This is a genomic window from Phytopseudomonas straminea (assembly GCF_900112645.1).
Taxonomy (GTDB): Bacteria; Pseudomonadota; Gammaproteobacteria; order Pseudomonadales; family Pseudomonadaceae; genus Aquipseudomonas; species Aquipseudomonas straminea.
The window spans coordinates 243,479-256,051 of record NZ_FOMO01000001.1 but is presented as its reverse complement, the minus strand read 5'-3'; the positions used below and the strand labels follow the sequence as shown (position 1 = coordinate 256,051).

The window sequence follows — 12,573 nt, the reverse complement described above, 5'->3', positions numbered from 1 at the left end:
GCATCAGCGCGGCGGGTACTGGCTGAGCACCCGGGCGACGGTTTCGCGCACCTCGGCCTCGCGCTGCGCGGGGTTGCCCGAGCTGTCACGCACGATGCGCTCATCGCTGCCTCGCCATACCAGCTTGCCATCCTTGCCATCGAACAGGTCGACCTGCACGGTCGCCACCTTATAGTCGATGGTGCGGGTTTCGTTGTAGGCCGGGCCGCCCCAATACGGGCCCCAGTAACCACCGAAACCGCCGCCGAAGCCGCTGCTCACCTGTTGCTGGCGGTCATCGACGACCAGCCACACCTGAACCTTCAGATCGCCCTTGGCACCCGCTGCCGCCGGGCGCAGGCCGCGCTGGTCGAGCTGATCGGCCACGGCGCTGCGCAGGCGCTGTTCGGTGAGGTCGCTGCGAATGCGCGGGTCGTCGGGCTTGTACTGCACCGCTGGCTCCTGCCAGCTCCAGCTGCGGTACGCGGCGAAATCGCGGCTGGCGTCGAAGTCGCGGTTGATCTGCTGGCTCTGGCAGGCGCCGAGCAACAGCAGTATGGGCATCAGTAGCAGAAGCAGGCGGCGCATCGGTTTTCTCCTGAATCCATCGATAAATAGGCTCATGCCGGCGGGTACTCGCCGAGGGCGTTACTGACAGCCTTGCGCAGGGCGTCGGCACGTTCGGCCTGGCTGCCGCTGCTGCGCATCTCGGCCTGGCCGCTCCATACCTGCTCACCGCTGCGGCCGTCGAAGAAGTCAATGCGCACCACCACGACCTCCTCTTCATAGGTGCGGGTCAGCGGGACGCGGGCACCCACGCCGACGCCGTTGCCGTAGTAACCACGGCTGCCGAAGCTGCCATAACCGCCGCCATAGTAAGGATCGTAGCTGTCGGCCACCTGGCGAACGCGGCGCTCCAGGCGGGTGTCGGTGCGTACCTTGAGGTCGGCGGCAGCGCTGCCCTGTGCAGGGCGCAGGCCGCGCTGGTCGAGGGCATTGTTGAGGGCGTCCTGCACCAGGTCGGCGCTGGCCCAGGCGCTGCCGGCCGGGCGCTGTTGCCAGGCCCAGCTGCGGTAGGCTGCGTAGTCGCGCGGTGCGGCGGGGTAGGCACTGCGATCGAAATGGTTGGCTGCGCCCGGTGGCGCGGGGGGCAGGGGCACCGAGTCGGTGGTGTACGGGTTGTGGCTCTGGCAGGCGGCCAGGGCAGTGGTGAACAGCAGCAGCGCAATGCGTTTCATGGCGTCTCTCCTGGCAGAGCAGGGTTCAGCGTGGCCGGCAGATCCAGTGCAGGTAGCGTCCGAGACCGGCGAAGGCCGGGTGGCGACGGTGCGCCAGCTCCATTTCCAGCAAATCGGCGAGCTGCACCTTGGCCTGGAAATCCCGCGGCATGTAGTCGTGGAAAACCCGTACGCCGCTCCTGTGTTCGACCTGCCAACGGGTGGCAAGTTGCGATTCGAGTTCCCGCGGGTCGAGAGGGCGCTGGGGCGTCAGGCTTTGCTTTTCACCGGCGAATTCGTCCTTGCGCAGTTTGCGCAGGTGGCCCTTGAGCAGGTTGCGGTAGATCAGCGCGTCCTTGTTGTAGAACGCCAGGGACAGCCAGCCATCGGCGGCGGTCAGGCCGTGCAGGGCCGGGAGGATGGCGGCCGGCTCGGCCAGCCATTCGAGCACCGCGTGGCAGATGACCAGGTCGAAGGGCGTCTCGAAACGGCCGGGCAAATCCTGCCAGGGCGCGTGGATGAACGTGGCGGCCACGCCAGCCTGGGCGAAGCGCTCTCGGGCGCCTGCGAGCATGGGTTCGGCGGGCTCGGCCAGGGTGACGTGATGACCGCGTTCGGCCAGCCACAGCGCCATATGGCCCAGGCCTGCACCGACATCGAGTACCCGCAGCGGGCGTTCGGGCAAGGCTTCGGCGAGGTCGGCCTGCAATACCGCGAGGCGGATCGCACCTTTGGCACCGCCGTAGATCTTCTCGGCGAAGCGGGTCGCCAGTTCATCGAAGTGCCGGTCGCTCATCAGGCGAACCGCCGTTCGCTGTCGGCCAGCTTGGCGCGCACCACCTGATCCATGTCCAGGCCCAGCTCGCTGCACAGGAGCAGCAGGTAGAGCACCACGTCACCGATTTCCTGGCCGGCATGCTCGAGCTTGTCTGCCGGCAGCGTGCGCGACTGGTCTTCGCTGAGCCACTGGAAGATTTCCACCAGTTCGGCCATCTCCACGCTGGCGGCCATGGCCAGGTTCTTCGGGGCATGGAATTGGCGCCAGTCGTTGCGATCACGAATGGCATGCAGGCGGGCGGTGAGTTCGGCGATGTTCATGCGGCGTCTCGGAGGCAGAGGCCGCATATTCTTTCACGGGCGCCGAGCGCCGTCCAAAGGCTCGCAAGAGCCTGGGTCTGTGCGAAAAGTCTCCGAGCGAAGGTAAGGCGAGGCAAAGATCGGTGAGGACGCGGAGTTTACGAGCTGTAAATGAGCAGGCCGACTGGGCTGGCACTCCAGCCGATTTTTAACGAAGCATCACCGAGCGCAGGTACTTTTCGTACAGAGCCTAGATGACCTGCCAGTAGCCGGCCAAATGTGGCGCATCGTCCTTGCCCTGCAGGTCGAACTGGCCTTCCGCCGCTGGCAGGCTGGCACGCATGCGCAGCGTGCTTGGCAATAAAACCGGCTTCTGGAAGCGCACTTCGACGCTGTAGCCCGAGGCTGGCAGATGACTCTGCAGCGCTGCCAAGGCGCGGGCCTTGTTCCACAAACCGTGGGCGATAGCGTGGGGGAAGCCGAACGGCTTGGCGCTCAGGGTCGATAGATGAATAGGGTTGTAGTCCCCCGAGACTCGCGCATAGCGGCGGCCGATGTCCGACGGCGCCTGCCAGCTGTCCAGCGCATCCATCGGCAGGCTCGGTGGTTCGCTGCGGCCGATGGTCGGCCCGTCGAGCTTGACGCCGCGGCACAGGATGCGGCTATCGCCCTCCCAGAGCAGACCCAATTGATCCTCGAGGCGAGTGATCACGCTGAACACCGCGCCTTTGTCGTGGGGCGCCAGGTTGCTGGCTTCCACGCTCAGGGTAAAGGGCCCCAGGCCAGCCAGCTGGCGCACCACGCGGATGCGGTTTTCAAGGTGCACCAGGCCGAGGGGCGGGAAGGGAAAATCCGCCTCGGTAAGCAGTTTCATCTGCAGGGTGAAGGCCAGTATGTGCGGATAGGTGGCGGGCAGGCGGGCATCGTCGGTGAAGCCACATAGCTGACGGTAGCGGGCCAGGTGCCCGGCATCCACGCTCACCGGGCAGCGCAGCCCGCGGTGCGGCAGAACCTTGCCGGTGATTCCACGCCGGGTCGCGGCGCGTAGGAGCATGCCGGGCAATGCCGGAGGGGTGTGCAAATCGAGCCATTCGGTTGCCATCGTGCGCTCCGCTGCAAGGTGGTTTGTGCGTACTCTCGTCGAGATTTAGGACATTAGCCAGCGACTATTGGTGCCAAGTGCGCAAACGATTGCCGGTTACCCAAGCATCAGTGGCAAAAGCTGCCTACGCTGGTGGGTAAATTGGCCCAGCCACCCTCCATGCAAGGAATGCAGCATGCCCAATCTGGACAAGCACAGGGCCGTCACGCCTCTGCCAGCCCTGATGCCGAGTTTCCTGTGCCTGCGCACTTCGCTTCCCGCGGGCGCTGATCAGGCGCGCCCCGAGCTGGTCGGCGAGGTCAGCCGGCTGATCGACGAGTTGCTGAGCGAGGGCGCAACCCTCGAACAGGTCGCCGCTCGCCTGGGTATGCCGGTGCGCCGGCTGCGAGAACGGCTGGTCCAGGCCGATGTGCGCTTCAATGAACTGCTCAACGATTGCCGTTGCAACCTGGCCAAGCGCCTGCTGGCGGACACCGACGAGCGAATCGAATGCATCGCCGAGCGAACCGGCTTCTCCGAACCCAGCACCTTTTGCCGCGCCTTCAAGCGCTGGGTCGGCGCGACGCCGGTGGAGTTCCGGCGTCGCGGGCGTGCGGCAAGCTCATGATCAGGCGCCCAGCAGGCTCTGCCCGCACACCCGCAGCACCTGGCCGCTGACTGCGCCCGAACCGGGTTGCGCGAACCAGGCCACCGCTTCGGCGACATCCTGGGGCAGGCCGCCCTGGTTCATCGAATTCATGCGCCGCCCAGCCTCACGGATGGTGAAGGGAATGGCGGCCGTCATGCTCGTTTCGATAAAGCCCGGCGCCACCGCATTGATGCTGATGCCGCGCTGCGCCAGGGTTGGCGCCCAGCTCTGGGCCAGGCCGATCAGCCCGGCCTTGCTGGTCGCGTAGTTGGTCTGCCCGACGTTGCCGGCGATGCCGCTGAGCGAGGCGATCAGCACCACGCGGCCGTCGTCGCGCAGGGTGCCGGCTTCCAGCAGGGCGGTGGTGAGCTGTTGCGGGGCACGCAGGTTGACGTCGATCACCGACTCCCACAGGCCTTCGCTCATTTTCGCCAGGGTCTTGTCGCGGGTGATGCCGGCGTTGTGCACGACGATATCGACGCCATCGGGCAGCGCCTCGACCAGCCGGGCCGGTGCGTCTTCGGCGCAGATGTCCAGAGCGAGGCTGCGACCACCCAGGCGCGCGGCGAGGGCATCGAGGGCGTCCTTGGCGGGTGGCACGTCCAGCAGCAGCACCGTGGCGCCGTCGCGGGCCAGGGTTTCGGCGATGGCAGCGCCGATGCCGCGGCTGGCGCCGGTGACCAGGGCGGTCTTGCCGGCCAGCGGGCGCGTCCAGTCACTGACCTGCCCGGCGCAGGGCTGCAGGCGCAGCACCTGGGCCGAGATGTAGGCGCTCTTGGGCGACAGCAGAAAACGCAGCGCGCCTTCGAGTTGGCCTTCCGCGCCGGGGTCGACGTGCAGCAGTTGCACGGTGCCGCCGCGGCGGATCTCCTTGGCCAGTGAGCGGGTGAAGCCTTCCAGTGCGCGTTGCACGCTCGAGGCCTGCGGGTCGGTCAGCGTCTCTGGCGCGCGACCGAGCACCACCACGTGAGGGCAGCGATCGAGATTCTTCAGGGCGGGTTGGAAGAACTGGCGCAGGGCGTCGAGTTCCTCGAAGCGCTGCAGGCTGCTGGCATCGAACACCAGCCCCTTGAGTTTGGGGCCGTGTTCGGCGGTCCAGCGGGGCAGGCCGAACTGTTCGTCGCGGGGCGCGAACAGCTCGTCGGTCAGGCGGTTGGCGAAACCTGCCACCGCGGCGGCCAGGTCGCCTTCGCCGCCGATCAGCAGGGCGCCTTCCAGAGGTCGGTTGCGACCTGCTACCCAACGATCCAGAGGCAGCGGCGCGGGCAGGCCGAGCGCGCCGACCAGGCGTCGGCCAGCCGGCGTATTGGCGAAGTTGAGGTAGCGATCGGACATGGAACGGACTCCAGAGGGTCAACTCAAAGTGGTTGACCACTGTACGCGATCACTCGTTTCATGCATCGACAGCAGCCCAATGACCGGTGACCGTGTCGGTAAAACGGCACCCTAAATGCCGCAAAATATTACTGCAAGGAGCCGCACATGAGCCTGCCGCGCCGGGTCGCCATCGTTGGTGGCAACCGTATTCCCTTCGCCCGCTCCAACAGCGCCTACGCCACCGCCAGCAACCAGGCCATGCTCACCAGCGCCCTGGAAGGCCTGGTCGAGCGCTACAACCTGCACGGCGAGCGTCTCGGTGAGGTGGTGGCCGGTGCCGTGCTCAAGCACTCGCGGGATTTCAACCTGACCCGTGAATGCGTACTCGGCTCGCGCCTGGCGCCGGAAACCCCCGCCTACGATCTGCAGCAGGCCTGCGGCACCGGCCTGGAGGCCGCCCTGTTGGTGGCCAACAAGATCGCCCTCGGGCAGATCGAGTGCGGTATCGCCGGGGGCGTGGATACCACCTCGGATGCGCCGATCGGCGTCAACGAAGGCCTGCGCAAGATCCTGTTACAGGCCAATCGTGCCAAGAGCACTGGCGACAAGCTCAAGACCCTGTTGCAGGTCCGCCCGCGGCATCTGGCGCCGTCGCTGCCGCGCAACGGTGAACCGCGCACGGGGCTCTCCATGGGCCAGCACTGTGAGCTGATGGCGCAGCACTGGGCCATCCCCCGTGACGAGCAGGACCAGCTGGCCGTGGAAAGCCATCGCAAGCTGGCCGCCGCCTACGCCGAGGGTTGGCAGGACGACCTGATGACGCCGTTCCTGGGCCTGACCCGCGACCAGAACCTGCGCCCCGATATCGACCTGGCCAAACTGGCGACCCTAAAACCGGTGTTCGAGAAAGGCCAGCGCGGTACCCTGACCGCCGCCAATTCCACGCCCCTGACCGACGGGGCTTCACTGGTGCTGCTCGCCAGCGAGGAGTGGGCCAAGGCCCGCGGCCTGCCGATTCTTGCCTACTGGCGGGACGGCGAGGCGGCAGCGGTGGATTTCGTCAAAGGTCAAGAAGGACTGCTGATGGCGCCAGTGTACGCCGTACCCCGGTTGCTGGCGCGCAACGGACTGACCCTGCAGGACTTCGACTACTACGAAATCCACGAGGCCTTCGCCGCCCAGGTGCTGTGCACGCTCAAGGCCTGGGAAGATGCCGACTATTGCCGCGAACGTCTCAACCTGGCGCAGCCGCTGGGCAGCATCGACCGCGCCAAACTCAACGTTAAAGGCAGCTCCCTGGCTGCCGGCCACCCGTTCGCCGCAACCGGCGGGCGCATCGTCGCCAACCTGGCCAAGTTGCTGTCGGTGGCGGGAGAGGGGCGCGGCCTGATTTCCATCTGCGCCGCGGGCGGGCAGGGCGTGACGGCGATTCTGGAGCGCTGAGTTCTCGCCCGGCTCGAGCGAAGCGACACCCGGGGGAGCCCTGAGTATCGCTGCGCTCAACGCCAGGCTACAGCGCCTTGGTCTTGTCTGTTTCGGCTTCGGCCTGCAGTAGTGCCGCCTTGCGTGCCACGCCCCAGCGGTAGCCGCCCAGGCTGCCATCGACGGCGGTCACCCGGTGGCAGGGCACTAACAGGCCCAGCGGGTTGCTTGCACAGGCGCGGGCGACGGCTCGCGGGTGGCTGGCGAGTTCGGCAGCCAGTTGCCCATAGGTGCGTGTCTGCCCGACGGGAATGGCGCGCAGGGCCTGCCAGACGCGCTGTTGGAAGGCCGTGCCGCGCAGATCCAGCGGCAGCTTGGCGGCGCGCTCTGGCTCGTGCAGTTGCTGCAGTACCTCGTTTAACCAATCTTGCAGTTGCCCGTCATCGGCTTGCAGGCTGGCCGCCGGGAAACGTTGGCGCAGCTCGGCTTCCAGCGTATCCGTCGCATCGCCGAACAGCAGGGCGCACAGCCCTTTGTCGCTGCTGGCCAATAGCAGATGGCCGAGCGGGCAGGGCACCACGGCCACGCGAAGCATCTCGCCCTTCGAGCCCTGGCGCCGCCTTACCAGGGCTACGCCGTCGGTTTGCTCATAAAGGCTGCGGGTATTGCTGTAGCCGGTGTCCAGCGCCGCTTCGAGTACCGATCGGGCGCCCGGCAGGTTGGCGGCCAGGCGTTCGCGCTGGCGGGCGCTGGCCCAGGCCCTGGGCGTCAGGCCGGTGCGCGCCTTGAAGGCGCGGGCCAGGTGCGAGGCGGACAAACCGATGCGCGCCGCCAGCGTTTCCAGTGTGAGCGGCTTGTCGGCCTTGTCGAGCAGACGGCAGGCCGCCGTTACCAGTTCGTCGAGCTGTTCGGCGGGGCTTGCACCCTGGGGCGTGCAGCGCTTGCAGGGTCGGTATCCCGCCGCTTCTGCCTGCGCCGGGCCGTCATGGAAACTGACGTTGTCACGGCGTGGTCGACGCGCCGGGCAACTGGGCCGGCAATAGATACCGGTCGAGCGCACGGCGAAGACGAATTGACCATCCTGGGCGGCGTCGCGCTCGCACACGGCTTGCCAACGGCGTTCTTCGGACATGTCGATCTCCTGTAACGGTATCTGGATTGTCGGTATCCGCCGGCGTGGGCGCCAGTGCCAATCGCGCTTTCAAAGCCGATCGTCCGGCGCATTTTCCCCATGGGCTGGGCGCTGCCCCAGGATTGCCGTATAAAAGGGCCGCATAGCCCACCGAGGACCCCAATAAAAGCTGATGAAGACGCCAAAACGCATTGAGCCCCTGGTCGAGGACGGCCTGGTGGACGAGGTGATTCGCCCTTTGATGAGCGGCAAGGAAGCAGCGGTCTACGTGGTGCGTTGCGGTTCCGAGTTGCGTTGTGCCAAGGTCTACAAGGAGGCCAACAAGCGCGGGTTCCGCCAGGCCGCCGAGTATCAGGAGGGCCGCAAGGTACGCAACAGCCGCGATGCCCGGGCCATGGCCAAGGGCTCCAAGCACGGGCGCAAGAACCAGGAGGAGAACTGGCAGAACGCCGAGGTGGCGGCCCTGTTTCGTCTGGCCAATGCCGGCGTGCGGGTGCCCAAGCCCTACGACTTCCTCGATGGCGTGCTGCTGATGGAGCTGGTCACCGATGGCGAGGGCGACGTGGCGCCGCGCCTCAATGACGTCGACCTGCACCCCGAGGACGCCCGCGAATTCCACGCTTTCATGATCGAGGAGATCGTGAAGATGCTGTGTGCCGGCCTGGTGCACGGCGACCTGTCGGAATTCAACGTGCTGCTTGGCCCGGAGGGCCCGGTGATTATCGACCTGCCCCAGGCGGTGGATGCGGCGGGCAACAACCACGCCTTCAAGATGCTCGAGCGTGACGTCGGCAACATGGCGGCCTACTTCGGCCAGTTTGCCCCGGAGCTCAAGTACAGCAAGTACGCCAAGGAAATGTGGGCGCTCTATGAAGAAGGCAAGCTGACGCCACAAAGCGTGCTTACTGGTGAATTCAAGGACTCGGAAGACGAAGCTGACGTCGACGCGGTGATGCGCGAGATCAAGGCCGCCCTGGCCGATGAAGCACGCCGCCAGGCTGCGCTGAATGCCGAAGACGAGCCCAAGGATCGCGAACCGCCACCACCGTGGGAGCGTTGACAGGCGACATGCTGTTACCTGGCGCCTAGCCGGCATTCTGCGGCTTTGGCTTCTAGGTGGAGGAAGCTGCCGGTGAGCGGAACACTTTTGTAGGAGCGGCTTTAGCCGCGAGCTCGTTGTTTGCCTTGATAAAAAGCTCGGGGCTAAAGCCCCTTCTACGCGTTACGCGAACGGCCGCTATTGCCTTGAAGTGACCATAGGCCTGGCGAGACGCCTCCAGCGCCGATCCGGACTTGCTCCCGAGTTCATGGGCAATGGCCGAGCGTAGTGAGGCGCGCTCTGCCTGCTCTGAAATGGTGAGCTTCGGCGTCGGTCGCCTCATATTGGTTCGTGACGGTCGCCGGCATTTCCTCTCATCAAAGGGCTGAAAGCCCCGTCCCTACTGTCCCTTCGGACATTCGAGAAGTCCTGGCATGCAACCTGCTATCGACCTTGTGCACCCATCAACAATGGGGCTGTGAGCAGGCCATGACCTGACGCTCACCCCACATCACCGAATCCAAGGCAAAGACGCCTGAAGCTGACAACAGCTCCAGGCGTCTTTTTTTTGCGTTGCAGAAAACCGTGTTAGCGCAGCAGACAGAGGGCAGGCTATGAATTCCATCGTCACATCGATCAAGCGCGAGACCCTGATCGTCATCGGCAACGGCATGGTCGGCCACCACTGTATCGAGCAGTTGATCGCCAGTGGCGCGCTGCACCGTTATCAGGTGCACGTCTACGGCGAAGAGCTGCAGCGCGCCTATGACCGCGTACACCTGTCCGAATACTTCTCCGGCAAGGACGCCGAAGCCCTTGCCCTCGGCGAGGCCGATCTCTATGCCCGCAACGGCGTGCATCTGCACCTTGGTGAGCCGGTGCTGGAGATCGACCGGCAGAAGCGCGAAGTGGTCACCAGCCAGGGGCGTCGTGGCTACGACCGTCTGGTGCTGGCCACCGGGTCCTATCCGTTCGTGCCGCCGATCCCCGGTGCCGAAGGTAACTCGCGCCTGGTCTACCGCACCCTGGGCGATCTCGACGGCATCCGCGCCGCCGCTGCGGGCGCGCGCCGCGGTGTGGTGGTCGGCGGCGGCTTGCTCGGCCTGGAGGCGGCCAATGCGCTGAAATCCCTTGGCCTGGAAGCTCATGTGGTGGAGTTCGCGCCACGCCTGATGCCGGTACAGCTGGATGTTGACGGTGGCGACGCACTGCGGGCGCGTATCGAGGCGTTGGGCGTGGGCGTGCATCTGTCACGCGCCACCCAGGAAATCGTCATCGGTGAGGAATACGCCTACCGTATGAATTTCAATGACGGTGAGTACCTGGAAACCGACCTGATCGTGTTCTCCGCCGGCATTCGCCCCCAGGACGCCCTGGGCCGCGCCGCCGGCCTGGACATCGCCCCGCGGGGCGGCGTGGTGGTCGATAACGACTGCCGCACCAGTGACCCGGCGATCCATGCCATCGGCGAATGCGCGTCCTGGAACGGCACGGTATTCGGCCTGGTGGCGCCCGGCTACAGCATGGCTCGCGCCGTGGCCGCGCAACTGGCCGGTGAGCCCCATGAACTGTTCACCGGCGCCGATATGTCGACCAAGCTCAAGCTGCTGGGCGTCGATGTCGGCTCCATCGGCGATGCCCACGGGGCCACGCCGGGCGCCAGGAGCTACCGCTACATCGACGAAGCCAACGCCAGCTACCGCCGCCTGGTGGTCTCGGCGGATGGCCAGCGGGTCATCGGCGCGGTGCTGGTCGGCGACAACAGCTATTACGACACCCTGCTGCAGTACGCTCAGAACGGCATCAAGCTGCCGGCCGATCCGTCGAGCCTGATCCTGCCGTTGTCCGACGGTGCGCCGACCCTGGGCGCCGATGCGTTGCCGGATACCGCGACCATCTGCTCCTGCCACAACGTCAGCAAGGGTGCGGTGTGCTGCCAGGTCGACGCGGGCATCACCGACCTCGGCGAGCTCAAAGCCATCACCAAGGCTGGCAGCGGTTGCGGCGGCTGCAGCGCGCTGCTCAAGCAGGTCTTCGAGCACGAGCTGAGCGCCCGCGGCGTGGCGGTCGACAAGAGCCTCTGCGAGCACTTCGCCCACACCCGCCAGGAGCTGTACGCCATCGTCCGCGTGGAGGGCGTGCTCAGTTTCGATGAACTGCTGGCCAAGCATGGCCGCGGCCACACCGGCTGCGACATCTGCAAGCCGGCGGTGGGCTCGATCCTCGCCTCGTGCTGGAACCAGCCGATCACCGACCCGGCGCTGATTCCGCTGCAGGACACCAACGACACCTTCATGGCCAACATGCAGAAGAACGGTACCTATTCGGTGGTGCCGCGCATTCCCGGCGGCGAGATCACCCCGGACGGCCTGCTGGCCATCGGCGCCGTGGCGAAGAAATACGACCTCTACACCAAGATCACCGGCGGACAGCGCATCGACCTGTTCGGCGCGCAATTGCATGAGTTGCCGGACATCTGGGGCGAATTGATCGCCGCCGGCTTCGAAACCGGCCACGCCTACGGCAAGTCGCTGCGCACCGTGAAGTCCTGCGTGGGCAGCACCTGGTGCCGCTACGGCGTACAGGACAGCGTCGGCATGGCGCTGCGCCTGGAGGACCGCTACAAGGGCCTGCGCGCGCCGCACAAGATCAAGTTCGCGGTCAGCGGCTGCACCCGCGAGTGCGCCGAAGCGCAGAGCAAGGACATCGGCGTGATCGCCACCGACAAAGGCTGGAACCTCTACGTGTGCGGCAACGGCGGCATGCGCCCGCGGCATGCCGAGCTGTTCGCCACCGACCTGGACGACGAGGCGCTGATCCGCACCATCGACCGCGTGCTGATGTTCTACATCCGCACTGCCGACAAGCTGCAGCGCACCTCGGTATGGCGCGAGTCGCTGGAGGGCGGACTGGATTACCTCAAGGCGGTGATCCTCGACGACAGCCTCAACCTGGCCGCTGAGCTGGAGGCGCAGATGCAACTGGTGGTCGACCGCTACGAATGCGAATGGGCGGGCGCCCTCAAGGACCCGGAGAAGCTCAAGCGCTTCCGCACCTTCGTCAACGACCGGCGCGCCGACCCGGACATCCATTTCGTCAAGGAACGCGGCCAGCGCCGCCCCATTACCGCCAGTGAGTTACACCTGATTCCCGTTACCGAGGAGGTGCTCTGATGAGCCAGTTCAACGCCGTGCGTGCCCAATCGCTTCCCGCCACCCAATGGCAACCGCTGTGCCGCAGCGCCGACCTGGTCGCCAACTCCGGCGTGGTGGCCTGGCTCGATGGTGCGCAGATCGCCCTGTTCCATCTGCCCCACAGCGAAGCCGGCGAGCAGCTGTTCGCCGTGGAGAACCGCGACCCGAAATCCGGCGCCAACGTGATCGGCCGCGGCCTGATCGGCCAGATCAAGGGCGATCTGGTGATCGCCTCGCCGCTCTACAAGCAGCACTTCCGCCTGCGTGACGGCACCTGCCTGGAGTACCCGGAGCAGCGCCTGCGCGTGTGGCCGGTGCGCCTCAATGGCGACACGGTGGAAATTGGTCACGCAGGCTAGCGCGGCACGCGGCTCGTTGGCCTAAGTGATGGCGATACGCGAGCCTGTAGAAGGAGCGATACGAGTCGATGACCGTTCTCTAGTTCGCTGTCATAGAGCCGTTTTCG

General features: G+C 66.0%; 11 protein-coding genes and 1 pseudogene. 5 read left to right on the top strand and 7 right to left on the bottom strand.

Features of this window, described 5'->3' with window-relative positions:
- Positions 1-3: 3 nt before the first annotated feature.
- From BM279_RS01140 to BM279_RS01120, 5 genes are all read right to left on the bottom strand, one after another.
- Positions 4-567, bottom strand: a complete 564-nt coding sequence (locus tag BM279_RS01140; RefSeq protein ID WP_093500167.1) for a DUF4136 domain-containing protein — start codon at positions 565-567, stop codon at positions 4-6.
- 32 nt (positions 568-599) lie between these two features.
- A complete protein-coding gene (locus tag BM279_RS01135; protein WP_093500165.1) occupies positions 600-1,217 on the bottom strand; it encodes a DUF4136 domain-containing protein in 618 nt (205 codons plus the stop codon).
- Positions 1,218-1,242: 25 nt separating this feature from the next.
- A complete protein-coding gene (locus BM279_RS01130) occupies positions 1,243-1,992 on the bottom strand; it encodes a methyltransferase domain-containing protein (protein WP_093500163.1) in 750 nt (249 codons plus the stop codon).
- On the bottom strand, positions 1,992-2,294 hold the full coding sequence (locus tag BM279_RS01125) for a MazG-like family protein (protein ID WP_093500160.1): 303 nt from the start codon (positions 2,292-2,294) through the stop codon (positions 1,992-1,994). The genes BM279_RS01130 and BM279_RS01125 overlap by 1 nt, the downstream gene beginning before the upstream one ends.
- Positions 2,295-2,523: 229 nt before the next feature.
- Positions 2,524-3,375 (bottom strand): MaoC family dehydratase, encoded by an 852-nt coding sequence (locus BM279_RS01120; protein WP_093500158.1) that lies wholly within the window; start codon positions 3,373-3,375, stop codon positions 2,524-2,526.
- 277 nt (positions 3,376-3,652) lie between these two features.
- Here BM279_RS01120 and BM279_RS01115 point away from each other — a divergent pair.
- Positions 3,653-3,982: pseudogene (locus BM279_RS01115) on the top strand (helix-turn-helix domain-containing protein); the annotation flags it as partial.
- Here BM279_RS01115 and BM279_RS01110 read toward each other — a convergent pair.
- The gene (locus BM279_RS01110; protein ID WP_093500154.1) at positions 3,983-5,338 is read right to left on the bottom strand and encodes a 3-oxoacyl-ACP reductase; all 1,356 of its coding nucleotides are present in this window, start codon (positions 5,336-5,338) and stop codon (positions 3,983-3,985) included. It lies immediately after the preceding pseudogene.
- Positions 5,339-5,485: 147 nt separating this feature from the next.
- Between BM279_RS01110 and BM279_RS01105 the strand changes: the two genes are divergently transcribed.
- The gene (locus tag BM279_RS01105) at positions 5,486-6,763 is read left to right on the top strand and encodes an acetyl-CoA C-acetyltransferase (protein WP_093500153.1); all 1,278 of its coding nucleotides are present in this window, start codon (positions 5,486-5,488) and stop codon (positions 6,761-6,763) included.
- A gap of 67 nt (positions 6,764-6,830) precedes the next feature.
- On the opposite strand, the gene ada is transcribed toward BM279_RS01105, so the two are convergent.
- Positions 6,831-7,874, bottom strand: a complete 1,044-nt coding sequence (ada, locus tag BM279_RS01100) for a bifunctional DNA-binding transcriptional regulator/O6-methylguanine-DNA methyltransferase Ada (RefSeq protein ID WP_093500152.1) — start codon at positions 7,872-7,874, stop codon at positions 6,831-6,833.
- Between the two features lie 172 nt (positions 7,875-8,046).
- On the opposite strand from ada, the gene BM279_RS01095 reads away from it, so the two are divergent.
- From BM279_RS01095 to nirD, 3 genes are all read left to right on the top strand, one after another.
- Positions 8,047-8,934: a PA4780 family RIO1-like protein kinase gene (locus tag BM279_RS01095; protein WP_093500150.1), complete on the top strand. Its 888-nt coding sequence runs from the start codon at positions 8,047-8,049 to the stop codon at positions 8,932-8,934.
- Positions 8,935-9,527: 593 nt separating this feature from the next.
- Complete coding sequence (gene nirB / locus BM279_RS01090) at positions 9,528-12,086, top strand: nitrite reductase large subunit NirB (protein WP_093500148.1); 2,559 nt, start codon at positions 9,528-9,530, stop codon at positions 12,084-12,086.
- Entirely contained in the window at positions 12,086-12,466 is a 381-nt protein-coding gene (nirD, locus tag BM279_RS01085) for a nitrite reductase small subunit NirD (protein ID WP_093500146.1), read from the top strand. Before nirB ends, nirD begins: the two co-directional genes overlap by 1 nt.
- Positions 12,467-12,573: the final 107 nt, after the last annotated feature.

Bases quoted from the DNA above. Each gene is read 5' to 3' on its own strand.
- BM279_RS01140 (WP_093500167.1), bottom strand. From the start codon at position 567: ATGCGCCGCCTGCTTCTGCTACTGATGCCCATACTGCTGTTGCTCGGC.
- BM279_RS01135 (WP_093500165.1), bottom strand. From the start codon at position 1,217: ATGAAACGCATTGCGCTGCTGCTGTTCACCACTGCCCTGGCCGCCTGC.
- BM279_RS01130 (WP_093500163.1), bottom strand. From the start codon at position 1,992: ATGAGCGACCGGCACTTCGATGAACTGGCGACCCGCTTCGCCGAGAAG.
- BM279_RS01125 (WP_093500160.1), bottom strand. From the start codon at position 2,294: ATGAACATCGCCGAACTCACCGCCCGCCTGCATGCCATTCGTGATCGC.
- BM279_RS01120 (WP_093500158.1), bottom strand. From the start codon at position 3,375: ATGGCAACCGAATGGCTCGATTTGCACACCCCTCCGGCATTGCCCGGC.
- BM279_RS01110 (WP_093500154.1), bottom strand. From the start codon at position 5,338: ATGTCCGATCGCTACCTCAACTTCGCCAATACGCCGGCTGGCCGACGC.
- BM279_RS01105 (WP_093500153.1), top strand. From the start codon at position 5,486: ATGAGCCTGCCGCGCCGGGTCGCCATCGTTGGTGGCAACCGTATTCCC.
- ada (WP_093500152.1), bottom strand. From the start codon at position 7,874: ATGTCCGAAGAACGCCGTTGGCAAGCCGTGTGCGAGCGCGACGCCGCC.
- BM279_RS01095 (WP_093500150.1), top strand. From the start codon at position 8,047: ATGAAGACGCCAAAACGCATTGAGCCCCTGGTCGAGGACGGCCTGGTG.
- nirB (WP_093500148.1), top strand. From the start codon at position 9,528: ATGAATTCCATCGTCACATCGATCAAGCGCGAGACCCTGATCGTCATC.
- nirD (WP_093500146.1), top strand. From the start codon at position 12,086: ATGAGCCAGTTCAACGCCGTGCGTGCCCAATCGCTTCCCGCCACCCAA.